General features: G+C 64.8%; 18 protein-coding genes. 5 read left to right on the top strand and 13 right to left on the bottom strand.

Annotation, left to right across the window (positions count from 1 at the left end; all coding sequences use genetic code 11):
- Positions 1-76 precede the first annotated feature (76 nt).
- From FRC98_RS10125 to epmA, 4 genes are all read right to left on the bottom strand, one after another.
- Entirely contained in the window at positions 77-1,816 is a 1,740-nt protein-coding gene (locus FRC98_RS10125) for a carboxypeptidase regulatory-like domain-containing protein (RefSeq protein ID WP_146981292.1), read from the bottom strand.
- A gap of 136 nt (positions 1,817-1,952) precedes the next feature.
- Positions 1,953-3,692, bottom strand: a complete 1,740-nt coding sequence (locus FRC98_RS10130) for a DUF6178 family protein (RefSeq protein ID WP_146981294.1) — start codon at positions 3,690-3,692, stop codon at positions 1,953-1,955.
- 30 nt (positions 3,693-3,722) lie between these two features.
- Positions 3,723-5,366, bottom strand: coding sequence for a lysine--tRNA ligase (locus FRC98_RS10135; protein ID WP_146981296.1), 1,644 nt, complete (start codon positions 5,364-5,366; stop codon positions 3,723-3,725).
- 270 nt (positions 5,367-5,636) lie between these two features.
- Positions 5,637-6,848 (bottom strand): EF-P lysine aminoacylase EpmA, encoded by a 1,212-nt coding sequence (gene epmA / locus FRC98_RS10140; RefSeq protein ID WP_230467481.1) that lies wholly within the window; start codon positions 6,846-6,848, stop codon positions 5,637-5,639.
- 291 nt (positions 6,849-7,139) lie between these two features.
- On the opposite strand from epmA, the gene FRC98_RS10145 reads away from it, so the two are divergent.
- Entirely contained in the window at positions 7,140-8,933 is a 1,794-nt protein-coding gene (locus FRC98_RS10145; RefSeq protein ID WP_146981300.1) for an AMP-dependent synthetase/ligase, read from the top strand.
- A gap of 426 nt (positions 8,934-9,359) precedes the next feature.
- Here FRC98_RS10145 and FRC98_RS10150 read toward each other — a convergent pair whose 3' ends face one another.
- From FRC98_RS10150 to pilM, 6 genes are all read right to left on the bottom strand, one after another.
- Positions 9,360-10,082, bottom strand: a complete 723-nt coding sequence (locus tag FRC98_RS10150) for a hypothetical protein (RefSeq protein ID WP_146981302.1) — start codon at positions 10,080-10,082, stop codon at positions 9,360-9,362.
- Positions 10,083-10,195: 113 nt separating this feature from the next.
- Entirely contained in the window at positions 10,196-13,588 is a 3,393-nt protein-coding gene (gene pilQ, locus FRC98_RS10155) for a type IV pilus secretin family protein (protein ID WP_230467482.1), read from the bottom strand.
- A 101-nt stretch (positions 13,589-13,689) separates the two neighbouring features.
- Positions 13,690-14,484, bottom strand: coding sequence for a pilus assembly protein PilP (locus tag FRC98_RS10160; RefSeq protein ID WP_230467516.1), 795 nt, complete (start codon positions 14,482-14,484; stop codon positions 13,690-13,692).
- Between the two features lie 63 nt (positions 14,485-14,547).
- Positions 14,548-15,120 carry a type IV pilus inner membrane component PilO gene (locus FRC98_RS10165; protein WP_230467483.1) on the bottom strand — a complete coding sequence of 191 codons (573 nt, stop codon included), beginning with the start codon at positions 15,118-15,120 and terminating at the stop codon, positions 14,548-14,550.
- A 40-nt stretch (positions 15,121-15,160) separates the two neighbouring features.
- Positions 15,161-15,829, bottom strand: coding sequence for a PilN domain-containing protein (locus tag FRC98_RS10170; protein ID WP_146981306.1), 669 nt, complete (start codon positions 15,827-15,829; stop codon positions 15,161-15,163).
- Positions 15,826-16,893, bottom strand: coding sequence for a type IV pilus assembly protein PilM (gene pilM, locus FRC98_RS10175; RefSeq protein WP_230467484.1), 1,068 nt, complete (start codon positions 16,891-16,893; stop codon positions 15,826-15,828). The genes FRC98_RS10170 and pilM overlap by 4 nt, the downstream gene beginning before the upstream one ends.
- A 494-nt stretch (positions 16,894-17,387) precedes the next feature.
- On the opposite strand from pilM, the gene FRC98_RS10180 reads away from it, so the two are divergent.
- From FRC98_RS10180 to FRC98_RS10190, 3 genes are all read left to right on the top strand, one after another.
- Positions 17,388-17,753 carry a TraR/DksA family transcriptional regulator gene (locus FRC98_RS10180; protein ID WP_115607201.1) on the top strand — a complete coding sequence of 122 codons (366 nt, stop codon included), beginning with the start codon at positions 17,388-17,390 and terminating at the stop codon, positions 17,751-17,753.
- A 122-nt stretch (positions 17,754-17,875) separates the two neighbouring features.
- Complete coding sequence (locus tag FRC98_RS10185; protein WP_146981307.1) at positions 17,876-18,121, top strand: hypothetical protein; 246 nt, start codon at positions 17,876-17,878, stop codon at positions 18,119-18,121.
- Positions 18,122-18,230: 109 nt separating this feature from the next.
- Positions 18,231-18,608: a hypothetical protein gene (locus tag FRC98_RS10190; protein ID WP_146981308.1), complete on the top strand. Its 378-nt coding sequence runs from the start codon at positions 18,231-18,233 to the stop codon at positions 18,606-18,608.
- Positions 18,609-18,621: 13 nt separating this feature from the next.
- Here FRC98_RS10190 and proB read toward each other — a convergent pair whose 3' ends face one another.
- From proB to FRC98_RS10205, 3 genes are all read right to left on the bottom strand, one after another.
- The gene (gene proB / locus FRC98_RS10195; protein ID WP_230467485.1) at positions 18,622-19,758 is read right to left on the bottom strand and encodes a glutamate 5-kinase; all 1,137 of its coding nucleotides are present in this window, start codon (positions 19,756-19,758) and stop codon (positions 18,622-18,624) included.
- A gap of 4 nt (positions 19,759-19,762) precedes the next feature.
- Positions 19,763-20,698 (bottom strand): hypothetical protein, encoded by a 936-nt coding sequence (locus FRC98_RS10200; RefSeq protein ID WP_146981310.1) that lies wholly within the window; start codon positions 20,696-20,698, stop codon positions 19,763-19,765.
- Between the two features lie 145 nt (positions 20,699-20,843).
- Positions 20,844-23,798, bottom strand: a complete 2,955-nt coding sequence (locus tag FRC98_RS10205) for a vitamin B12-dependent ribonucleotide reductase (RefSeq protein WP_230467486.1) — start codon at positions 23,796-23,798, stop codon at positions 20,844-20,846.
- A 553-nt stretch (positions 23,799-24,351) separates the two neighbouring features.
- Between FRC98_RS10205 and FRC98_RS10210 the strand changes: the two genes are divergently transcribed.
- On the top strand, positions 24,352-25,596 hold the full coding sequence (locus tag FRC98_RS10210) for an NAD(P)/FAD-dependent oxidoreductase (protein WP_146981312.1): 1,245 nt from the start codon (positions 24,352-24,354) through the stop codon (positions 25,594-25,596).
- The last annotated feature ends 27 nt before the right edge of the window (positions 25,597-25,623 follow it).

Genomic DNA, 25,623 nt, shown 5'->3' on the forward strand with positions numbered 1-25,623 from the left:
AAAAGCCCCGATCCGGCGGATCGGGGCTTTTTTGCAGGCTAAATGCCTGTCTTCTCAGGGGATTTCGCCCTTCACGTTAACGCCGGCGACCTCCCGGCACGCCCAGCAGAAAGAGCACAAGGGTGAGTAAGAGAGGCGCCGGAAGACCGGGCGCCGCCTGGCAGCCCCCGCTTACGCCTGGCGAGGCGCTCAACACGCTCATCTGCGACTCCCCGCCCGCCCGGGGGTTCTCGGGGCGGGCGGTGCCGCCGTCGTCGAGCCCGGCATCGTCGACGCCCACATCGGCCACGCCGACGTCCGGAGCATCACCGCCGGCATCGGCCGGATCGCCAGGTTGCTCGGGATCTTCCGGGTCTTCGGGCTCGGGCTCCCAGTTCGGGTCGAGCTCCAGGTGGATGCTGCCCCAGTTGGTCACGCCGGCCTCCAGGGTCTTGTCCAGGGTGGCGGTGTGATAGCCGGGCGCGCTGGCCTCAATGGTGACCTCGCTCTCTGAGAGGAGCACGCGATCGAAGTTATACGCGCCGTTTGCCCCGGAGGTGGCCTGCTGACCGTCACTCAGCCGTACCGTGGCGCCGGGGATGGCACTGTTGATTTTATCTTCGGGATCTTCATACACGTAACCGGTCAGTCGCACGGCAGCCTCACTGCCGGCGGAAGCGAGCGTTCGGAGCTCGGTGTTGGGCTGATAATGATCGAGCATCCAGGTGTAGGACTTGCCGCTGGCCGCCCACGAGATCGAGCCCCACTGGCAGATGCCCCGCACAAGGCAACGGTCGCTGCCAGCGACGTTGGGATGATCTTCGTGCGCCGCGCAGCTGTTATGGCCGCACCAGCTGCCCGCGCACGCGCTCGTCGGAGCATTATCAGGCACAATCGCCGTCTGGTAGGCCGGGCGAGAGCCGTGCTTTCCGCAGCTCGCCGCGTATTCGTATTTGTCGATGGTCGAGGGTGAGCCGCGCTTGACCATGATCAGCTCGGAGACGGCCTCGGCGGCATTCGTGGTGATCGTGAGGCGCTGATCGTCGTAGCGCTGGTTGCAGGCCGTGTCGTCAATATGAAACCAGGAGTAGTTATGCGGCGGCACCGAGCGCCCAAGGTTGCGGCGGTTGCCCGGGCCGTAGCGCAGCACAAAGTAGAGCCCGTAGCTGCGCGCGGCGATGGCGAAGGCTTTGTAGACCTCGCTGGCGCCCGCGAGGTTGCGGAAGACGCCAATCTCCGGGGGGAGCACGCCTTTGACGTACTCATCAAGGGTCATCTCATCGATGGCCACGATGGGGTTTGAGCTGTCGGTGCAGCCCTGCGAGCCGGTGTGGTCGGCGCGGCGGCCCACGCGAATGATCGGCGGCTGTGAGGCCGGGATCTCATAGAGGGCGCTGGCCAACTCCGGGTCGCTTCCGTAGAGGCGCCACAACTCCAGCGGACCGGCCGGATCGTCGATGCGGCCTGAGGTTGAGGGAAGCCCCACCGGGTAAGGCGCCGCGGGCACGCCGCGGTCGAAAAAGTCTGAGGTGTAGACATAGGCCCGCGCCGGGCGCAGCTGCGGCACGCGCTGGTTGACCAGGCGACTTTGATGAACGTCGTCGAAGACCGGCGCCTCAATCGCCAGCTCGTACTCACCCTCGGGAAGATCAAATTCCCAGCGCCCTTCGGCGTCGGTGGTGGTCGTGAGCTCAAGGCCGAGCACTTCGACCGTGGCGCCTTCGATGGGCGTATCGGTCCAGCCGTCGGCCAGGCGGCCGCTCAGCTCACCGGCAAAGGCCGGGCTGGCGAGTAGCATTACGACAAGGGCGATGAGGGCGACGAAGATCTGGCGCATGAACCTCTCCCTGGAGCGGGGTCGAAGATCGGGGTGGACCGGCTGTACGTCGCTGTTGCACCTACATCATACCACACCCGCCGCAACAGACGCCACTCTGGCACGATGGCATCGCGTCGCCCCCCCTGTCGACCGCTTATTCGGCCGCGACGAGCAGGTGTTCGGTATAAGGCTCGGCGCCGATAAAGTCGCCGACCTGCCCGAACTCATCGACCAGCTGCGCCAGCGTCTCACGCAGCCAGCGCGTGGCCAGACCGCTGGTGGCCGGTGGAAGCTCCACAAGAATCGGACCGATGACCGGCTCAAAATAACCGATCGGATCGTCGCCCCAGGGCGCCTGACGGAGTTTCTGGGGAAGTTCGCGAAGCTCCGCTTCGGTCAGGCCTCGCACCCAGGGCTTGCCGGCGATCAGGTGGGTGGCCAGCGAGCTCGCAAAGAAGACGTCGAAGCTGGCCTGATCGGCCTCGTTGACCAGCTTGTCGTTGTAGAGGAGCGCGGCCAGGTCTTCGACCCGGTGGCGCGTCACCCCGAAGAGCCAGAGCTGCTTAAACGCCAGCATCCCGATGCGCAACGCGGCCTGATCGACCTGCGACTGCGTATGAAAAATGTCGAAGGTGGCGCGATCGGCGGCAAAGGTCGGTCGCACCGCGCTCAGGCCCTCAAAGAGCGCCGCCTCATCGGGGTTGAGCAGCGAATAGGGCAGATCTTCGACGAGGGTGAGCGTGGGGCGCTGCTCAAGCTGCGCAGCTTTGAGCTTGAGGTTATGCGCCAGCGAATACCCCACCTGAAAGAGCTGTCGCAGCGGCACCGTGCGGATCACCCGCTCGGCGCGCGCAAGCTCGGTGCGGGAGACAAACTCCAGGCCCAGGCTTAAGTACCCGCCGGTGCGGCGCACCACCTCCCTGCCCGTCTCGATCTCGCCAGGCTCAATGCCGTCGGCGATCATCGTGCGGTTGTTGAGCGCGGTGAGCTCGGCGGCGATGCGCTCGATCAGCGCCTCATCGTCGAGGGCGTCGACGACCTTGAAGAAGAAGAGGCGCTCATCCAGGTTTTCAACGAGCACCCGCGGCACATCGAAGGTCTCGGGCGTGGCGAGTTGGACTTTGGCCTCCAGGTCGCCCTTCTCCCAGCGCTCCCGAAAGCGCACCGGGTTGAGGTAGGCGTAGACGGCCAGCGCCTCGGTGCGCGCCACATAACCGAACTCCTCCAGGCGGCTTGTGCGCCACTGCAGGGCCATCTCCTCCATCTGCGAGGTCAGCTCCCAGCGCACCGCCTCAAAAAGCGTCCAGGCCATGGCCGGGTCCACTTCATAAAGACGTTTGACCATCGCGCGCATCAGGGCGGCGATATCTTCATCGTCGGTGTAGACGAGCGCGTAGGCGTTGTCCGGGCTCAGCTCCACGCGATCCGGAAGATGATCGGGGATGCCCTCCTCCGGGTCGAGCACCTCCACGGCCTCCACGTGCGCCTTGAAGTAGAGCGCGATGACCTCCGGATCGAGATCGCGGATGACCTGCTTAAAGCGCACATCGTCGGCCTCGGCGACCAGCACCGCCATCCAGGTGGCCATGCGGCGGCCGCTTAAGTGATCGCCCTCCCAGCAGTCCAGGTCGATGATGACCTGAATCTGCTCGGGGCTGGCGTAGGGCACAAGATCGACGCCCTGATCAAAGCCCGCCTCTTTGATCAGCCGAAAAAGGCTGTGGGGGTTGATGCTGGGGATGAAGCCTTCGGCGTCGGGGCGATCGAGGATGGCCTGGATCTGTTCGACGGGGTTGCCCGGCCCCAGCGAGGAGTCCTGGCCGGCGATCAGCGCCCGGGCGATGCCCGGGGCTGAGCGTTGGGGGTTCAACTCGACGATCTTATCATTGCTCATGGTTCGCCCTTCAGGGTGCGGGAAGAAAGATCAGGCGTCGTCGCCGCTCTCAGCGTCTGACCCTTCGGCCTCTTTCTGAGCGATGCGCTCATCGATCAACGCCAGGGTCTCTTTAACCCCGTAGAGGTGGATGAAGGTGCCCAGGCGCGGGCCGCGATCCTGGCCGAGCAGCATGCGGTACATCGTCTTAAACCACTTGCCGAGCGCCACGCCGTGGTCTTTGCCGGCGGAGTAAGTGGCCGACTGCAACTCCTCGGCGTCGCTGCCCTCGTAGCCGGCCAGGAAGTCGCGTAGCTGACGCACACTCGGCATCATCTCGTCCGACGGAAGTTCGTACTCTTTGGTCGGGACGATGAAGTCCTGGTAGTAGCGCGCGGCGCGATCGATCATGTCGTCGATCACCGCATCGTCGGCCTCCGAGTGCGCATCGTAGCGCTGGAGGTACTCGCGGATGATCTCCTTGTCGCCGGTGTTGAGCACGCTCACCAGGTTGAGGATCATCGAGTAGGTCAGGTCGCTCTCAAAGCCGAGCTCCTCGCCAGCATCGATCTTATCGTACTCGATAAAGGTGATCGGGTTGTTGAGACGCTCGTCTTCGTCGGCGCGGCCGAACTCGGCGCGGGCCTGCAGGTGGTCGTCGGTGGAGCGCGGGATCACGTCGAAGTGCAGCTTCTTGGCCTTGACCGGGTTCTGGAAAATAAACCAGCTCAGGCTCTCGAGTGTGCCGTACTGCAGCCACTCGTCGATGGTCAGGCCGCTGCCGACGCTCTTGGAGATCTTCGCCCCGTTCTCATCCAAAAAGAGCTCATAAAACATGCCCGCCGGGGGCTCGCCGCCGAGCACGCGCACGATCTTGGCGGAGAGTTCGGCCGACTCGATGAGATCTTTGCCGTACATCTCGTAGTCGACGCCGAGCACGTACCAGCGCATCGCCCAGTCGACCTTCCAGCCGACTTTGACGTTGCCGTCGGTGACCGGGACGGTGTCCTGATTGCCGCAGGACTCGATGCCGCGGAAGGACTTATCGCAGGCGTACGAGACGGTTCCGGCGTCGGGATTTACCCCGGTGATGCGGGTCGTGTAGACCTTGCCGCACTTGCGGCAGATGGGGAAGAAGGGGCTCCAGTCGGCGCGCTTCTCCTGGCTGAGCGTGGGCGTGATGACGCCGCGCACCTCTTCGTACTTTTCCAGGATGCGGGTCAGCCCGGGGTTAAACGCACCGCTGCGGTACTGCTCGTTGGACGAGACGAAGTCGTACTCGAAGCCGAAAGAGTCGAGAAAACGGCGCAGCTGGGCGTTCATGTAACCCGAGAAGCTCTCTTCCTCACCAAAGGGGTCGGGGATGTCGCAAAGCGGCTTGCCCAGATGCTCGGCGATGAGCTCCTGGTTGGGCATGTTCTGCGGCACTTTACGAAGTCCGTCGAGGTCGTCGCTGAAGGCGACCAGACGCGTGGGGCGGCCGGTGAGATGCTCATAGGCCTTGCGCACCCAGGTGGTGCGAGCGACCTCGGCAAAGGTGCCGATATGCGGCAGGCCGCTGGGACCGAAGCCCGTCTCAAAGAGCGTGGGTTTATCGCCCTTCTCGTCGCCGGATTTGGTCTTCTCGGAGCGCTCCACAATCTTGTGGGCTTCGCGGTAGGGCCAGGCTTTGAGGTGTTCGGGCAACTCACTCATGGTGCGCTCTCGGTGGTACGGGTTAGCCAGAATGTACTGGGGAAAAGGGTAGAAAAGCCGCGCGCCGGGGCGTCGGCGGCGGCACTGTAGTGGGGCAATTTCGACAATGCAACCGGGGCTGCGAGGCTAAGCGACACGCCTTTTGGAGCGTCGCGTTTTGCGCGCTTCGATGCGCGCGCCCCGCCGTCAGCGGGGCGGCACCCTCGGGGATCAGCCCGCGCACCCGCAACATTCCCGCACGCGCCAACGCTCCAGCGCATCGGCGCACGCTCAGGGCCAGTCGACCAGCTCGCCGGCCTCGTTGCGCCAGAGCGAAAAAGGCGCCACATCGCGGATGGCCTCGGTGCCCAGCTGCACCATCAGGAGGCGGTCCACCCCGAGCGCCACGCCCGAGGAGGGGGGCATGCCGAAGCGCAGCGCTTCGAGAAAGGCCTCGGGCAATGGGAGTGCGGGCAGCCCGCGGGCCTCACGCGCCTTCTGATCGTCCTCAAAACGCTCGCGTTGCTCCTCGGCGTCGGTCAGTTCGCCGAAGCCATTGGCCAGCTCCACGCCGTCGACGTAGAGCTCAAAGCGCTCGGCGGTGCGGGGATCGTCGGGGGTGCGCCTGGCGAGCACCGCCAGCGGGGCGGGCCAGTCGGTGATGAAGACGGCTCCCAGGGTCGCGATGAAGGGATCGATATGCTCGACAACCAGCGCGAAAAAAAGATCGTCCCAATGCGATGTCTCAGAAAGATGCGGCGGAAGAAGATCGAGGCGACGCACCGTCTCGCTTAACGCGTCGGCGTTGAGGTTCTCCAGGATGTCGAAGCCGCAGGCCTCACGCACCACCTCTTGCATGGTGACGCGGGGGATGGGTGAGGTCACCGGGCGCGCGCTCCCGGCGTGGAGGGTCTGGCAGACGAGCTGTTCGACGTCGTCGATGATGGCGTCGAGAGGCTCCCAGGCGCGGTACCACTCGAGCAGGCTGAACTCGGGGTTATGGCGCGGGGTAACCTCCCCGTCGCGCCAGACGCGGGCCAGCTGGTAGATGCGCTCGGCGCCCTCGCATAAGAGGCGCTTCATGCTGAACTCTGGCGAGGTGTGCAGATAGCCCGGGCGCGGGTGGTGAGGACCGTCGAGGTGCACGGTGGCGGCGACCGGCGAAAGATGCACGTCGGTGCCCGGGGCGCGCACCCAGGCGGGGGTCTCAACTTCGAGAAAGTCGCGGGATTCAAAGAAGGTGCGGGCCCGGCGATTAAAGTCCGCGCGGGCCTCGATGGCCCGGCCCAGCGGGATAGCGCGATGGTGAGTAAGGCGTGTGGGCTCGGCCGGGGCACGGGCGACGAGGCGCCAGGATGTCACGCTTAAGAGCTCGTTTTCACGCTCACCACAGACCTCGACCAGGGCCTGGTGGTCGACGGCATCCGGCGGCGTTCCGCCAGAAAACGCCAGTTCAAGCGTGGTATGAAGGTTGCGAATCTGCCAGCCGTGCTCAGCTTGCACGAGCCTTCCTCGCGTTCGAACGCTGGCGCGATTGGGGAGGCGGTCGAGTCGTTGGGAGTCGGTCATAAGTCGGGCGCTCTGCTGCGGGTGAAGATGAAACGATCGCCTGTGCGAAGAGTGCTCAGGGCACCTTGCGCACCTCTGCGTTGGCGGCTAGATTGGCGGGCCAAGAGCAGTTTGTCGAATGGTGATGACCGAGGAAGCCGTGGTCCTGATTGGCCACGCACGCTCAGATGTCTACGGCACGATGAGCGTCGAGTGCTAACGCGTATTGCGAAATTGGAGTGATCGATGGCCAAAGAGTTTAAGAACCTCGTCGAGATTTTGGAGCATAGTGTCGCGACGTATAAGTCGTCTCCGCTCTTCGGCACCAAGACCGGCGGAAGCTACAAGTGGACGACCTACGGCGAGTTCGGCGTGCAGGTGGAGCAGTTCCGCGGCGCGCTGGCGGATATGGGCGTTCAGAAGGGTGACACCGTCGCGGTCATCGCGAACAACCGCGTGGAGTGGGCCGTCGGCGCCTATGCCACCTACAGCCTGGGCGGGCGCTACTGCCCGATGTACGAGGCCCAGCTGGTCAAGGATTGGACCTACATCCTGCGCGATAGCGGCGCGAAGGTCGCGCTGGTGGCCAACCAGGTGATCTACGACCAGGTCAAGCCGCTGATCGACGAGCTCGACTCGCTGGAGCGCGTGATCTACTTCGACGGCCCGCGTGACTCCGAAGACAGCTACCAGACGCTTCTCGACCACGGGGCCAAGACCCCGGCGGCGATCGTGCAGCCCGAAGAAGACGACGTCTGCGGCTTTATCTACACCTCCGGGACCACCGGCGACCCCAAAGGCGTGCTGCTCAGCCACAAGAACATCATGAGCAACGTCAACGGCGTGCATAAACTGCTGGAGATCGGCCCCGACGATGTGAGCCTCTCCTTCCTTCCCTGGGCGCACAGCTTCGGCCAGGTCGTGGAGCTGCACTGCCTGCTCTCGATGGGCGCTGCGCTGGGCATCGCCGAGAACGTCAACACGATCATCGAGAACCTCTCAGAAGTTCGCCCCACCCTGCTCTTTGCGGTGCCGCGCATCTTCAACCGCATCTACAACGGTGTGCAGCAGAAGATGGAGGCCGAAGGCGGCATCAAGCAGATGCTCTTCACCCAGGGCATGGCCAACTCCGAGGCCCTGCGCGCCGCGCGCGACCGGGGTGAGTCGGGTGGTCTGACCGGCGTGATGAACAAGTTTTACGACAAGCTGGTCTTCTCGAAGGTGCGCGCGCGCTTCGGCGGCCGGCTCAAATACGCCTTCAGCGGCGGTGCGGCGCTCAGCCCCGAGGTGGCCCGCTTCATCGACAACCTCAACATCACCGTCTACGAGGGTTACGGCCTGACCGAGACCTCGCCAATCGCCACCTGTAACTACCCGAACAACCGCAAGATCGGCAGCGTCGGCAAGCCCATCCCCGGGGTCACCGTGACCATCGCCGATGTGGAGGGTTACCCCTCGGGCACCGGTGAGATCTGCGTGAAGGGGCCCAACGTGATGCAGGGCTACCACAACCTTCCCGAGCAGACTGCCAAGGTGCTCGACGCCGACGGCACCTTCCACACCGGCGACCTGGGCCGCGTCGATGAAGATGGCTACGTCTGGATCCTCGGTCGCGTCAAAGAGCAGTACAAGCTCGAGAACGGCAAGTACGTGGTGCCCGGCCCCATCGAGGAGCAGCTCAAGCTCTCGCCCTACGTCAATCAGGTCATGGTCGAAGGCACCAACAAGGCCTACAACGTGGCTCTGATCGTGGTCGATCTCGACAACCTGAGCAACTGGGCCGACAAGAACGGCGTGCCCCGCGAGGAACTTCTGACCCATCCGAAGGTCAAGGAGCTCTACCAGAAAGAGATCGACCGGGTGAGCGCCTCGCTCAAGGGTTATGAGCGTCCCAAGCGCTTTGCGCTCATCGAAGAAGAGTTCAGCGCGGATAACGACATGCTCACGCCCAAGCTCAGCGTGAAGCGCCGGGTGGTCATGGCGCGCTACGGCGACATGATCAACAACCTCTACAGCGACGATAAGACCGCCGCTGCCTGACGCATCGACGTTGATCCGGCGGCTCGCTGCCGGGTTGACGCCTTTAGACTTCAAGCCCTCGCCGACCTCAGGTCGGCGAGGGCTTTTTTGTGGCCTCACGCCCTACTCACCAGGCGAGGACGTCCCTGCTCCTCCCGCGCGTTGCCTCCCACCACACCACAAACACCCGGCGCGAACGCGAAGGACGACACTGTGCTCAGCCGCTCGCCGCGATCGATGGCCGGTGAAACACACTCAGCAACAGGCGTAACGCTGCGGCGTTGAGCTCACACCGGCCGGGCGTCGCAGGCTGGCGATGCGCCAAAAAAGAACCCCCGGGCGCTGCGCGCCCGGGGGTTCTCTTTGACCGAAACGCTCGTGAAAGCGCCTCAGCTGAACATCTCGATGTGCGCGCTGTGCTCAGCACGCAGCGCCGATGCCCGCGTCTTATTCGGCGACCACACACACTCCGGTGGTCCCTTCATCGCAGCTCGGGCAAACCGTAATCGGGTACTGGTAAACATTGGAAGTTACCTCGTTGCCCGAGAGCGTCTCGCCAACCAGCTGCACCGTAAACACAAAGGTGATCTGGCTTGCACCGGAGGAGCTCACGAACTCTTCGAGCACGTCATACTCCGAGCTTCCCGAGATCAGCGGGACGCTCATGACCACCGAGCCCCCGCCACTCTCCACCAACGCGCTGAAGTCACGACGCGCTTCCGGAAAATCGATGCTTCCTGCGCCGGCGAAGCTGTTGAGGTCGGAGGGAACATTGACCCGAGCGCCGGTCACGGTGATGGCGTTCTGATCGAGGTAGAGCCCCTCAAACCCACCGGAGCCGCCGCCACCGGTGGCGCCGACGTTGCGCGAATCGGGGAGGCGGTTCTGGAACGCCACACCCAGGCTAAACGAGTTGCGGGTGCCGGGCACGTACTCGCTGCCGATCAGGGGCTGACCGAACTCCGCGAGCTCCTGGCCGGCGATGAACCCGCTGGAGGAGAAGACCACCACCGAGTCATAATCCGAAGGAAGAGTGCACGAGAGTTCGCCCTCGGCGGTGGTCGCCAGCACGCCCCCTTTGAGTTGCAGCGAGGCGTCTTGTTCCACGCACCCGCTCAGGGTCATCGCCAGCAGGGCGCTCGCGCTCAGTACCTTGATCGGAGTTTTCATCATCCATCTCCTCATCGGCGACGCGCTTTTCGCGCGCTCAGCCTGTGGCGTGTCTTGAGTGGGGTCTTGCCCCATTGTCGCAGAATCCGTCGCATTCGACCAATCTTCCATCATCACTCCTCCCACCCATCACCGGAGACGCTGCCGGCGGACATGCCGCCGAGCGACTCGGCGCGGTTAACGATGCGCGGGGTGATGAAGATCAAGAGCTCCGAGCGGCGCTCGCTCTCGGACTGGGTCTTGAAGAAGAAGCCCAGAATCGGGATGCGATGCAGGAAGGGCACCGCCGAGACGCTGTGACCGGCGTTGCGGGTGTAGATGCCGCCGATGACGGTGGTGTCGCCGTCGGGGATCAAGAGCTCGGTGGTGGCCTGGCGCTGAATGATCGTGGGGTCGCCACGAGCGCCGGTGTTCTGGAAATCAGGCTCGTTCTTGGTCGCGTCGATCGACAGGCGAATATTGCCGTCGGGGGTCACATGCGGGGTGACGGTCAGCTCAAGCGTCGCGTCGACAAACACCGTCTGCACACCGGCCGCACCGACCACGCTGATCGGGATGCTGGTACCCTGGGAGATGGACGCTTCCTTATTGTCCATCGTCAGGATGCGCGGGGCGCTGACGATCTTGGCGTGACCGGCTTCTTCGAGCGCGGAGAGACGCAGGTTCAAGTTCACCGCGCCGCCCACGCTGCCCATCGTCAGGCCGATGGCACCACCGGCACCGGTACCGACCGGCGCGGGCAGGTTCACCGCGAAGTTGGGGTTGGACGAGGTGCCGGCCACCGGCGTCTGACCGTCGGTCGCGCCACCGGCCAGGCCCAGGACGTTGGGGAAGATAAGCCCGGTGGGGTTACCGGTGCCCTGGGAGAAGCCGATATCACCACCCCACTGCACACCGATCTGGCGGCTGAAGGTGTCGCTGGTCTCCACGATGCGGGCCTCAATGAGGACCTGCGGCACCTGGGAGTCGAGCGTCTCGACCAGCATGCGGATCGAGGTGAGGTTCTCACGCAAGTCTTTGATGATCAGCGTGTTGGTGCGGGCGTCGACCGAGACGCTGCCGCGCGGGCTCAAGAGCCCCTGCACCTGGCTGACGAGCTCGTCGGCCGTGGCGTAGTTGACCGGCAGCAGGAAGACTTCCAGGGGCTGCACGCGCTGGGCGCGGGTGCGGGCTTCGGCACGAGCGGCCTCTTCTTCGGAGAGCACCGAGGCCGGGGCCACGCGGATGACGTTGCCGCGCACCTCAAAGCCAAGCTGCAGGGCCTGCAGGATGTTCAAGAAGACCTGGTCGAGCGGCACGTTGCGAAGACGCATCGTAACCACGCCCTCCACCCCGTCGCCGGCGATGATGTTGACGCCGCCTTCGGTGGCCACCAGACGAAGCACGTTCTGCACATCGGCGTTCCGAAGATCGATGGTGATGCGCTTGCGGCTCATGCCGGGCACCGAGCTGACCTGCGAGGGGTCGGTGACCACGCGCGGGTAACTCGGGGGCGCCGAGGTCACGCTCTGGCCGTCCTGAACACGGCGCGGGGCGGTGTCGGCGGCGAGCTGTTGGGTGGGCTGAGCCTGCTCGGGAGCAAACTCCCAGACGAGTTCATTGCCGCTCTGGCTCAGACGGGCGCTGGCCTCCGAGTTGAGCTCGGCCTCCATACGCACGGTGTTGGTGCGGGCGTCGACAAAGCTGGAGACGAAACGCACCGCGCCACCCTGGGAGTCGGCTGCAAGCGTGCGCTCCAGATGCTCGGGGAGCGCCACATCGTTGAGGATCATGACCGCGCGGCCGTCGCGGCTGCGGGTGGTCTCCACCTGGCCGGGGCGGTCGAGCTGCACGACGATGCGCGAGCGGCCGTCGTCGCCGGTCTCGAGGCGCACCGAGCGCACCGCGTTGGAGTTCTTCGGGTCAACCGGAATGGCGCGGGCGACCTGCTCAAGCTCTTGCTCAGACGCCTGACGGGCTTGCTCAGCACGCGCGAGCTCATCGCGGGTGCTCTCCAGGGCCTGGCGAGCCTGGGCCAGCTCGGCCTCCATGCGCTCGCGCTCCTGACGCATCGCCTCGACACCGTCTTCTTCCTGCGTGCGGCGGGCCTGCAGGCTCTCCAGACGGCCTTCTTCGGCGCGGCGGGCCTGCTCCAGGGCTTCAACGCGCTGCTCTTCGCGGGCAATCGCCTCGTTGAGCGCACGCAGTCGGGCGCGCTCGGCTTCATGAGCGCTGGCAACTTCGCGGGCCTGCGCCTGCTGGGCCTGCTCGACTTCACGGCGCAGACGCTCGATCTCGGCGTCGCGCTGGGTCAGGGCCGTGTTGAGTTCACGAAGTTCACGCTCGGCGGCGGCCGCCTCACGCTGCACGCGCTCGACCTCGGCCTGGGCGCGGGCCTGCAGCTCACGCTGACGCTCGCGCTCGGCTTCAACCTGCGCCATGGCGTCGCGGTCGGCCTGCGAGCTCGACTTGCCGAGTTGCTCAAGCTGCGCCTGCAGCTGCGCCTCGCGGCGACGCGCATCTTCGAGCTGACGACGCTCGGCAGCCAGGCGACGCTCGGCCTCTTCCACGCGCTCGCTCAGCGTGCTGACCTGGCCCTGGGCGCCTTCGCGCTGCTGATTGATGCTGGCCAGGGTCTGCTCGGCCTGACTCAGTCGCGACTCAAGCTCGCGCGCCCGCTGACGGGCACGCTCGCCCTCTTCTTCTTTGGCGCGGGCCAGGCTCAGCGCCTGCTGACGCTCCTGCTCGGCCTGCTCGGCGCGACGCTGAGCGTCGGCGAGGCGGGCGCGGCTCTGGTCGCGCTCGGCTTCCAGGGTGGCGAGCTGCTCGCGCAGCGCCTGGGCTTCGGCCTGCTGGGCATTGGCCTCTTGCTGGGCGCGCTGCAGGGCCTGGGTGCGGCTGGCGACTTCACGCTCCAGACGCTCACGATCATCTCCGCGGGCCTGCTCACGCTGAGCGCGGGCCTGGGCCAGCTCCTGCTGCGCGCGGCTGAGCTGCGCCTGAGTGCGGCTGAGCTCGGCGTTGGCGCGCTCATAGGCCTGACGGCTGCGCTCCAGCTCCTCCTGAGAGGTGTTGGCGGCGACTGCCGCCCCGCTCTGCCCGCGGCGACCGGCGCCGTCGACAAAGACCAGTACGTCGCTGCCCTCGGTGCGCACATCGTAATGCGCGCTCTCTTCAAAGCCGATCACAAGGCGCGCCACCGTCTGGAAGCTGTCCTCAAACTCGATCAGCCCCACTCGCGAGATCACCCCGTTATCGACGCGCTCGCTCGATGCTTCACCGGCGAGGCGGCTGTTGGAGAGATCGACAAAGAGGCGGGGCGGATCATCGAGCTTGAAGACCGAGAAGGTCGCCACCTCGGTGCCTTCAATCCGGATGTAGGTGCCATCGGCGCCCTCTTCCACGCTGAACGCGCGGACCTGATTGAGCGCGCTGGCCTGCTCGGTGGCCGCGGGGGTTTGCGCCATTGCCGGCGCACCCATTCCCAGGGTCGCGCACAGCATCACTACCGGTATCTTCCATCTCATAGCATGACTCCTGCGTCTTGCAGCGTGGGTGATGCCTTCCTGGCAAAAAGCGCGGGCGCTCCAACCGAACACACCCCGTCTTTCATCGACGTTTTTTCTCTTCATTGTTGCCGCCGTGAGGGCGGGGCGAGCCCCGGAAATCGCGTGTCAGATGCGCTCTCGTTGGCCGATTCAGTGGCCGAGGCACCCGGGGCCATGTCGCGATAGGAGCGCTCAATCGCTTCACGACCCTCTTCAGACTCAAGCAGACGCTGCAGCGCCTCGCGCTCCTCCGGTGTCAGTCCGCTCTCGGCCACGCGCAGCTGCTGATCGCGCAGTCGCACCGTGACCACAGCGCCGCTCTCGTCGGCGCCGCCCTCGCGGATCTCCACCTCATTATCTCGAATCACGCGCACCACCCCGCTGTTGCGGCCGATGCGATCGCCTTCTTTGACAAAGTGACCGAGCCCGTTGGGGTCGACGAACATCGCCCGCGGCACGGCCGTCTCACTGATGACCGCGACCAGGTTGAGCGAGCTCAGCGGGAACTCTTCCAGCGGCTCCAGCGGGCGCACCGACTCATCGACCGAGGCCGGCTCCGGCTGCAACACATCCAGATCGGGCTGGAAGGGGTTGCGGCGCACCGGGTAGTCGGGTCGCTGATACTCCTCGGCCGGATCGAAGGCGGCGACCTGAAGCTCAGCCTCGGCCGCGGGGCCCTCTTCGGCCTGCTTCTGGCGTTCGGCGCGCTTTTTGCGCCGCTCCAGAAGCTCCGGCGGTACCCCACTTGCGGTATCGTCCCCGCCGCAGGCGACCATCGAGGGGGCGCTGATCGCTATCAGCGCCGCGATGATCCACAGGCGCCGGCCGGTGGGCCTGGCTGCCGTGCGGCGCGATCTGTTCAAAAGCTCAATCATCCTGCTCACCTTATCTCAGCGTCCCACTCCCATCGGGGTGGGCTCGTCTCGGACGCTCGGCGCTTAGTTGGCTTTCCAGCGGTAGGTCGTGGCTTTGGCGCTCACCTCAAGCTGACCATCAGCGACCAGCCCGCTTGCCTGCCGGCTGACGTTGATGTCCTTGACGTTGACGATACGCGTCATGCGACCCACGAAATAAAAGAAGTTGGCGACCTCATCGAAGGACCCGACCAGCTCCATCTCCACCGGAATCTCGATGAAGTCTTCGCTGGCGACGTCTTCGTTGCGCCGGAAGCGGTTGATCTCCAGGCCGGCGGTCTTGGCCTGGTTGTGGATGCGTTGCAGCAGGCTGGGGATCTCGGCGGAGACCGGCAACTTCTCGCGGGCGATATGAAGCTGACGCTCCAGATCGTTGAGGCGGGCGACCACCTCGGCGCGGCTCTCGCTGATCTCTTTAAGACGGCCCAGCTCACGCTGAAGCTCACTGCGCTGGGTCTCGGCCGCGGCGATCTCGTCCTGCATCGGCCGGTAGATCAGCGTGAGGAAGCCCACAAAGATCCCGATCATCAGGATAAAGACCGCCAGCACCTTCTGGCCCAGCGGGTAGGCGTTAAATCTGTCGATCAAGTCATTCATCGTCATCGCCCTCCAATGGCGAGTTCAACGGGTAGGGCGTTTAGCTACCCTGCTCGGCGTCGGCTTCCGGGGCGGGGGCGTAACCGAGGTAGCTCAGCTCGCCGAAGATGCGGAAGTTGACCAGGCGGACCTGTCCGGCGCTGCTGCTTCGACCTCCGCCGGCCGTCTCCACGTACTCAAGCTGCACGTTGGCGAAGTGGCGCGCGGTGGTCATGCGCTGCAGAAACTCCGCGACGTCATCGGCCGAGCCGGCCATGCCTTCGAGTTCAAAGGCGCCCTCGCCCTCCGAGAAGCTCTCAACCCACAGACGGCGGGTGTCCCACTCCACGTTCCAGTCTTTGCGCAGCTGGGCGACGCGCTCTTCTTCATCGCGCGGCGGGCTGAGCATCGCCTGGATCTCATCGAGCATACGCACCGGGCCGATGCGCTGAGCCTCCAGGTTGTTGAGCACGGCGAGCTGGGCGTTGAGCGCCTCGGCCTCCTGCTCCAGGGTGCGGGCGTCGGCGACCTCGCTCTCCAGCGCGCTAACCTCGCGCTGCAGTCCGGTGACCTCGCTCTCGCGGGTGCTCAACTTCTCGGACTCCACCAGGTAGAAGACGAAGAGAATGGCCAGCTCGGCGATCAGCAGCCCGGCGAAGAGCAAGAGCTGGGTGCGACCGGCAGAACGGCGGCGAGCTTGCTTTATCGGTAAGAGGTTTACGCGAATCATCTCTCGTTAATCCTCCGCAGTGCCAGGCCCACGCTGACCGCCGCAATCGGCGCCCAACGCTGGATCTGGTCCGGGGTAAACTGCCGCTCGTCGTAGGAGACGTTTCTAAAGGGGTTGGCCAGCTCGGTGGGCACCCCGCTGATCCGCCCGATGGTTCGCACCAGCGAGGGGATCGCGGCGGTGCCGCCGCTGACCACGATCTTATCGATCTTGGAGTCGGCAGCGGTGGCCGCGTAGAAGTCCAGCGAGCGCTGAATCTCGTGGGCCATATCTTCGGCCTTATCCTGGATGATGCTCTCGACCTCCTGAGGCAGAACCTCATCGGAGCTCATCCCGGGGCTGCCGCCCATCTTGTAGAGCTCGGCCTCCTGGTAGGTGATGTTGAGCTGGCGCTGGATCTCTTCGGTGATGTCGCTCCCGCCGATCGAAAGATCGCGGGTGAACATCGTGATCCCGTCGGTGACCACGTTCATGGTCACCACCGAGTTTCCGATATCGAGCAGCACCACCGTCTCACCGCGGTGGAAGCCGTAGTTGACCTCGTACATGTTCTGCAGCGCGAACGCGTCGACATCGACGACCAGCGGCTCAAGGCCCCCGTCGTGGCAGACGGCCACGTAGTCGTTGATCATGTCTTTCTTGGCCGCGACCAGCACCACATCCATCTGGCCCTGATCGGTCTTGGGCGCGACGACCTCAAAGCCGATGAAGACATCCTGGATGTTGAAGGCGATATGCTGCTCAGCCTCCCACTGGATGGACTCCTCGAGCTCTTCCTGGGTCATCAGCGGCAGACGGATCTTTTTGACGATGACCGTGTTGCCCGAGACGCTCAGCGCGCACTCTTTATGCCGAATCTTATTGCGTCCCAGAAGCTCCACGATGGCGTCGGCGACGACCGTCGAGTTCATCAGCGCGCCGTCGACAATCGTCTCCGGCGGGAGCTGCGCGTAATCAAAAGCCTGCAAGCTCAGACCGCGTTTTGTGCTTTTAAGGACGCACAGCTTGACCGAGCTCGAACCGATGTCGAGACCGATGCAGTTCCGTCCATTGGCCATCGCCATGTGACTGCTCCTTACTTAAAGCTGTACTCGAAGAAATTCGCTCGCATCGTGCCACGCTCGCAAAAACAGTGTCAACGTCACGCCCCCTACTTTCGCATCAGCGATCCCGCGTCGCGATTCAACGGTGACGTTGCGCTGAGCGGAGTGATGTTCTGAGCCTGAGGGCGTCCTTGCTGTGGCGATTGTACCCCGGCTGCAGAGAGGCGAAAGTTTTTTTCTCGTTTGGGATGACCTCTTTACCCCCGAGTTGTTGGGGGGACCCGGCGCGGGCGATAGCCCCCTTGAACTCTGCGGGGTTTTGAATACACTTCGCAGGCCATTTTGGGCGGCGTCGAATTTGGTGCGCCAGCCCGATGAGAGCCGGCACCACGCTCGAGGGTCGCTGGGAAGGTCGCTTTACGGTGCTTACGTTTGGCGCTATTCCAGAGGCTTATGCCGCCGCAACCATCTCTAATCCTTCGGTCTTCGGGCCGAGACAGCGTGTGGGTTATGCCATGAGTCCTGAACATATCGAGGAATTCCGGCAGCTTCTCAACGACGAAAAGAAGCGCCTCCTTCATAAAGCCGCCAATACCATCAAGCACGAGATCGAGCTCTCCAAAGACGACATGGCCGACGAGGCCGATCTGGCCAGCGCGCTGACCGATCAGAGCTTGAGCCTGCGTCTTCGTGGTCGCGAGCGCTACCTCATCGACAAGATCGACCTGGCCATTGAGCGCATCAACCAGGGCGAATTTGGCGAATGCGTGGTCTGCGGCGACGACATCTCCATCCAGCGCCTGCGCGCTCGCCCCGTCACCACCATGTGCATCGCCTGCAAAGAAGAGCAGGAGCGCCGCGAGAAGCTCTACTCCGAGTAAGGCGCCCCCTCTCTCTTTCGCGCGCCGCTTTTGGCGTGCGCGATCGCTTCCACCTGATTTCGAAAACCGGCCTCCTGACCTGCGGTCCGGAGGCCGGTTTTGTTCCACACTGGATGTCACCGATGGAAAAGCAGCCCCTGTACCTTTACGACGCCAAATCCACCGCCCAGGTTGGTCCGGTGGAGAGCACCGGCCTGGATGTGTACTTCCCCGACCACGTCGCCGGCTGGACCGACGTGCTCGACTGCCGCGAAGAGCCCTACACCGAGCAGTCCATCGCCGAGAACTGCGCCTACGCGTTGCGCGTCCACAAAAAGTTCATCCTGGTTGGCGCCTCGCAGATCGCTCAAGAATCGCCGGCGCTCTGAGGCGTGTGCTCGACTGGCCGCCTTCGCTTTTCCCGCCGCGCCCGGCTCGCTACACTGAGTGGCATCGCTGCATGTCCGCTTCGCCTGCCCTCCTCTGATGGAGCCCCCGATGGAAGTTCAATGGCGCGACCACACCCTCAAAGTTACCGGCGACTGGACTCTGCGCTGGCTCTACCTGGCGCCGCAGTACGAGCTCTGGCTCGATGACCAGAAGCTCGACAGCCGCGGCGGCCCCCGCCTTCGCCCGCTCCTTGAGGCGATCTATGAGGACGAAGAGGGCGATCTCCACCACATTGAGGCCGAGCTGGTCTCGGTGATCGGCTTTCGGCCTTATTGTGAGATCAAGGTCGAGAGTGAGGTCGTGGCGGCCGATAAGGTGCGGGTGGAGAACTTCATCAACCCCTTTTTGATGCTGATCATCATGGCCTCCACGGTTGTGATGCTCTACCTCGGCCCGGATATGATCCGCTCGCTGCTGGGGCTCTAAAGCCCCGCGGCGCTCAGGTGAGCACAAGGTTGTCGCGATGCACAATCGCGTCGACCACCGTGGAGCCGATGGCCTCTTCGATAGCCTCGGAGCGCAGACCGGCGATCGCGCGGATCTGCGCCGCGCTGTACGAGACGAGCCCGCGGGCAAAAACCTCGTTCCCGGGTCCGACAAGCTCCACCAGACTCCCCGCCTCAAAACTTCCCTCCACCTCGGTGACCCCGATAGGCAGCAGGCTTGCGCCGCGTTCGCGTAGCGCGCGCATCGCGCCGGCGTCGCAGACGATCCGTCCTTCGGCGCGGGCGCCGTGGTCGATCCAGCGTTTGCGAGCGCGCACCGCCCCGCCCTGCCCCGGATCAAAGAAGGTCCCCACAGGCTCTTCAGCCCAGAGCGCGGCGAGTACGCCGGGGCGCTTGCCCGGTGCGATGACCGTGGGGGTGTCGGCGCGCGCGGCGATGCGCGCGGCCATGATCTTGGAGACCATCCCCCCACGCCCCACCCCCGAGGCCGGCGGTCCGGCCCACTGATCTACGCGCGGATCATCGAGCGCGATCGCCTCAACGCGTTTTCCAAAGCTGCGCGTCCCGTCGTCGGCCTCCACGACCTCCAAAAGCCCCTCCACATCCGAGAGCAGCACCAGCAGATCGGCGCCCAGCAGCGCGGCGCACATCGCAGCGAGCTGATCGTTGTCGCCGAAGGTGAGCTCCTCGGTGGCGACGGTGTCGTTCTCGTTGATGACCGGCACCGCCCCGAAGGCGTGCAGCGTCTCCAGCGCGCTGCGCGCGTTGAGGTAGCGCCCGCGATCGGCCATATCCTGACGCCCGAGCAGCACCTGGGCGACACGGCGGTCGTAATGGCCAAACTCGGCCTCCCACATCTGCATCAGTCGCGACTGCCCGAGCGCCGCAAAGGCCTGGAGCTCAGCCACCGCGCAGGGGCCGGGGCTCACGCCCAGGGCCTGCCGCCCCAGCGCGACCGCCCCGGAGGTCACCACCGTGACGCGCACCCCGGCGCTCATGAGGCGATCGAGATCATCGACCAGCGCCGCAAAGGTGCGGCGATCGACGCGGCCGCCCTCGCGCATAAAGATCGCGCTGCCGATCTTCACCACCACATGACGCGCCTCGGTGATCCTTGAGCGTTTCGACATCCTCTTACTCCTCATCCTCAACCGCCAGCCCGGGGCCAGCTTCCAACTCGCCAGTGTCGATGCGCTCCTTTAGCCACGCTTCCACGCGGCGAAGCTCGCGCTGACCGTCGAGGACGTCAAGCGAAGTTCGCCGCGCGGGAGCCTCAATGCTCACCTCCTCAGGTCCCGATCGGGCGCATGTTTCAAGGCCCACCTCAAGCTCGCCGCCTTGAGCAAGGGTCAGGCGCGCGTGCAACACCTGGCAGCGCGCCTCCCCCCGGGGCTCCAGCGTGACCGAGGCCGAAAGCATCTCGGCGCGGGCCCGAAGCACCGAGGCCCAGTCCTCTTCGGGGAGTACGATCTTTGGCCCGCACCGATACGCAGCGCCTTGCTGCGGGGTGAGCGTCGACTCGGAGGTGGGTGCCCAGCCCTCGGCCAGGGTGCGCATCAGCGCTTCGAGCTGGCCGTGCGCCTCCTGCCGCGCGCGGGCCAGCGCCGGGCTCTCTGGCGGATGCTCCACCGCGCTCTCGGGGCCTACCCACTCCAGGACCTCCTCGGGGCTCCAGGTCCACCGACGGGTGTGGTTCACCGGCACATCGAGCACATCGGTGGAGGTGGCGTCGATCGTCAGCTCGCCATGGCCGGCGGCGTCTTCGCGATAACTCAGCGTCTCCTCCCAACGTCGCTCCAGGCGCCCTTCACGCGCGCGCAGCGTCAGCGTGGAGGTCAGCGTCACGGGCTCCCCGAGGGTCCAGCCCGGATCGCAGGCGTCGAGCCGGGGCGCGGCAAGCTCTCGGGCAACCCGGCGCGCCTCGACTCCGACCTCCAGCGCGCGCAGCGTGCCGACCTTTCCGGCGCGCCCCGGCTGCGCGGTCAGCGATTCGGGGAGCCCTCCGTGCACACCGCCCCACAGATGCCAGCCCCACGCTCCGAGCGCCGTCAGCACCACCAGCCCTGCCACACACCCCGCCGCCTTTGTTCGAACCGATCGCGCGCTCATCGTGCGCAGCCTAACAACGACGCGCCAACAAAAAAAGCCGCCCCGCGCATGCGCGGGGCGGCTTAAAGACCGGGGCAAAACGCCCCGACCTCTCACACCTCAGACCTTAGCTGCAGCCGCTGGTCGAGCCGCAGTTCTGGCACTTATAGCAGGCGCCGGAGCGGACCATGATGCTGCCGCATTCGGAGCAAGGCGGCGCGTCGGCCTGCAGCGTGTACACGCTGGAGGTCTTCTTGCCGGTGGTCGCGTCGAAGAGCACCTGGCCGTCGCGGGCCGAGGCAAAACCTTCGCCCTTCTCGTCCGTGTCGCTCTCAGCACCTTCGGCGCTGGCGCTTTCTTCCTCGCCATCATCCTCGCCGCCGTTAAAGACGATCTTCGTGCTCTCCTCGCTGACCTGCGGCTCGCCGGGGCGCCAGGCCTCGGTGGCGTTCTTGGTCAGGTAGAGGTCGCGCTCGGCGTCGCCCAGGAACTTATCGGCCAGCCAGCGGAAGATGTAGTCGGTAACCGACTTCGCGAAGCGGATCTTCGGGTTGGCGGTGATGCCGCTGGGCTCAAAGCGGGTGTGGCTGAACTTGTCGACCATCACCTGCAAGGGCACCCCGTACTGCAGACCCAGGGAGATGGAGGTAGCGAAGCTGTCCATCAGACCGCTGACCACCGAGCCCTCTTTGCTCATCACGATGAAGAGCTCACCGGGCTGACCGTCTTCGTACATGCCGACGGTGATGTAGCCTTCGTGACCGGCGATAGAGAACTTGTGGGTGATGGAGGGGCGCTCGTCGGGAAGACGGCGGCGGCTCTCCGTGGACCCCCAGACCGGCTGCGCAGCAGCCATCGGCTCGGGCTGAGCCACCGGCGAGCTCGTCTCGGACGCCTTCGCCGAATCGTCGAGCTTGGTGGAGAGAGGCTGGGTGCGCTTGCAGCCGTCGCGGTAGATGGCGACCGCCTTCAGACCCAGCTTCCAGGACTCCATGTAGCAGTCGGCGATATCTTCGACGGTGGCCTCATGGGGCAGGTTCACCGTCTTGGAGATCGCGCCGGAGAGGAAGGGCTGCGCTGCGGCCATCATGCGCACATGACCCATCGGCTTAATGGAGCGGGTGCCGTTGGCCGGCGTAAACGCGCAGTCGAAGACCGGGAGATGCTCGTCCTTAAGACCGGGCGCGCCCTCAATGGTGTCGTTCTCCATGAGGTAGTCGATGATGGCCTGGCGCTCCTTGGCCTCATAGCCCAGGCGCACCAGCGCTTCGGGCACGGTCTGGTTAACGATCTTGAAGTAACCGCCGCCGACGAGCTTTTTGTACTTGATGAGCGCGATGTCCGGCTCGATGCCGGTGGTATCGCAGTCCATCATAAAGCCGATGGTACCGGTGGGTGCGAGCACGGTGACCTGGCTGTTGCGAAAACCGAACTCTTTGCCGGCCTCAAGCGCCTCATCCCAGCTGGTGCGGGCGGCTTTGAGAAGATCGGTGTCGTTCATCGCCGACCACTCGTGGGCGATGTCTTCGACGGCGGCGCGGTGCTTGCCGATCACGCCGAGCATCGGCTCTTCGTTGATCGGGTAGCCCTCAAAAGGCCCGGTGGTCTGGGCGATTTTGGCCGACTGGGTGTAGGCCTGGCCGCACATCAGCGCGGTGATCGCGCCGGCGTAGGCACGGCCCTCTGGCGAGTCGTAGGGAAGACCGCGGGCCATCAGCAGCGCGCCGATGTTGGCGTAGCCCAGGCCCAGCGGGCGGTAGGCGTGGCTGTTCTTCTCGATGGCCGGGGTGGGGTAGCCGGCGTTGTCGACCAGGATCTCCTGAGCGGTGATCGTCAGGTCGACGGCGGCCTTAAAGCTCTCCACATCAAACTCACCGGCCTCATCGCGGTAGGTCATCAGGTTGAGGCTGGCCAGGTTGCAGGCGGAGTCATTGAGGAACATGTACTCCGAGCAGGGGTTCGAGCCGTAGATGCGGTCGGTGTTCGGGCAGGTGTGCCAGTCGTTGATGGTGGTGTCGTACTGCATGCCCGGGTCGCCGCAGATCCAGGCCGCATCCGCGATCTTCTTCATCAGCTCGCGGGCGGGGAATTCGTCGACCACGCGCCCGTCGACCACCGCGTGGGTCTGCCACATCGCGTCGTCTTCGACGGCCTTCATAAAGGCGTCGCTCACGCGCACCGAGTGGTTGGCGTTCTGGAAGAAGATCGAGTCGTAGGCGCCGCCCGGCACGTTGAAGCCCCCGTCGTAGCCGGCCTCGATCAGGGCCCAGGCCTTCTTCTCTTCGTCGGCCTTGCAGGTGACAAACTCCTGGATGTCGGGGTGGTCGACATCGAGCATCACCATCTTGGCGGCGCGGCGGGTCTTGCCGCCGGACTTGATCACGCCGGCAAACGCGTCGTAGCCCTTCATGAAGCTGACCGGGCCGCTGGCGGTGCCACCGCCACGAAGCTGCTCGCGGCTGGAACGAATCGGAGAGAGGTTGGAGCCGGTGCCGCTTCCCCATTTGAAGAGCATGCCTTCGGTCTTGGCCAACTCCAGGATCGACTCCATCCGGTCGCTCACCGAGTTGATAAAGCACGCCGAGGCCTGCGGGCGCTCTTCGACGCCCACGTTGAACCAGACCGGGCTGTTGAACGCCATCTTCTGGTGGAGCACCAGGTAGGTCAGCTCCGCGCGGAAGATCTCGGCGTCTTCCGGGCTGGCGAAGTAGCCATCTTTGATGCCCCAGTCAGTGATGGTGTTGGCGACGCGATCAATGAGCTGGCGGATGCTCGTCTCGCGCTGATCGGTGCCCAGACGACCACGGAAGTACTTGGAGACGACCACATTGGTCGCCATCTGCGACCAATTCGACGGCACCTCCACATCGCGTTGTTCGAAGACGAGTTTGCCGGTCTCACTGCCGATCGAGGCGGTGCGTTTCTCCCACTCGACCTCATCGTAAGGATGGACACCGTCCCTGGTGAAGAATCGCTTAAATTTCAGACCTTTGCCCGTGGGCTTGAACTCCCGCACCTTTTTGGTGGACTGCTTCTTGGTGGCGGGCGTCTCGCTCAGGCTCGGCTCGATCGACGTGGTCATTACTTCCCTCTCCATGAATGGGTGGGTCTATTTCCCCAACAATCTGAACATAACAACAGCGCCCAGCATGACCAGCAGGCCCGATCGTTTTTGTCGAGGCGTCTTCCCTAAACGCCTCTCAACTACAACCGGCCCACCACGCTGAAGCGGCTGCTGACTCTATCAACCGTGATCCCTCTGTCAAACGACTTATTCGCCGCAATGCCCCAAGATGTTGTATACCCTCCTCGGGCGACCCACTAGATGTGGGGCAAACCACTGTTATTTCAAGACCTTAGGCGAGCACCCCTCAAGTCTTTATTGAGGAGCAAGGGGCATTCGCTAAAGTATTGATTTAGCTGCACTTTTCGACCCGCTCGACGATCGTGTATCGATCAATGAGGCCCAGGCGCGCACCGACGCTGGAGGATCGTCACCTCGCCACCCTTTCGAGCGCTCGCGATCGGGCTTGCGCCCCGATGGCGAACAGGGTTCACTGTCGGCCCTCGCCGCCACACCGCCAGAGAAGGCCGGCGTCGAGCTGTAGACCACGCCACACCGGACTGGAGCGTCCATGCGTAAGATTGTTGTGCTCGGGAGCGGATTTGCCGGCTATCACGCCGCGCGCACCCTGGAAGATGCGCTGCTCAGCCGCAGCCGCGTAAAACTGACTCTGATCAGCGATCAGAGCTCCTTTGTGTTCAGCCCGCTCCTCTACAACGTGGCCAGCGATGAGCTCGATCCGGGGCATATCACCACCCCGCTCGACGAGGCCTTTGACGCGAGCACCGAGGTGCTGGTGGCGCGGGTCACGCGCATCGACCTGGAGCGCCGCGTGCTGGAGACCGACCGCGGAGAAGTGGACTTCGATTACCTGATCCTGGCGCCGGGCACCGCGCGCGACACCCACGCCTTTGAGGGGGCCGAGCGTGCGCTTACACCCGACTCGGTGCGCCGCGCCGTGGAGATCCGCGACCGGCTGGCCGGGCTCTTTGAGTTTGGCGATCAGAGCCCCTGGCATTTTGCGGTGGTGGGTGCGAGCACCGACGGGGTGGAGTGGTGCGCGGAGCTCGCCAGCGCCATTGAGGATGTGCGAGCGCGCAACCCCGAGCTCAACCGGCCCGTGGAGATATCGCTGATTGAGGCGCGCGAGCGCGTGCTGGCCGATCACTCCGAGGAGATGAGCGCCATCGCCACGCGTTACCTTCAGCACCTGGGTGTGAAGCTGCATACCGGGCGCCGGGTTGTAGCGATGAGCGACATCGGACTTACGCTCGATGATGGCAGCGCCATTGAGGCCGCCCACGTCTTTCATCTGGCAGGCCGCCGCGGCCACGACTGGGTGGCTCAGGCAGGCCTGCCCGTCAACGAGCTGGGGCGCCTCAAGGTCGAAGCCACGCTTCAGGTGGAGGGCCACCGGCGCATTTACGCGGTGGGCGATGCGGCCGATATCCCCGGGACCTCGCCGCGCAACGCCCAGGTGGCGATGCAGGCCGGGCGACAGGCCGCACAGAACCTGCTGGCGGACCTGGTGGGCCGCGCGCACCGACCTTTTGTGTACGAAGATCGCGGCGACTTCGTGACCCTGGGTCGCGCCAACGCCGCGCTCGACTTGCTGGGACGCGCCTTTGAGGGGCGAGCTGCGTGGCTGGCGTACCGACTCTACTTTACGGCGCTGATGCCCCAGGCCTTTCAGAAGGCCCTGCTCTTGATGGACTGGATCGCCCTGCGCGCCTCGCGCCCCGACTGGGATCAACGCCCCGCAGCGCTGGAGAGCGACGCGCTCAAACCCGGGGCCTCGGGGCGCTCTGAGGGGTGAGCGTCGCCGCGCTTATCTCGCATCCTT

The organism is Lujinxingia vulgaris, from assembly GCF_007997015.1.
GTDB lineage: Bacteria > Myxococcota_A > Bradymonadia > Bradymonadales > Bradymonadaceae > Lujinxingia > Lujinxingia vulgaris.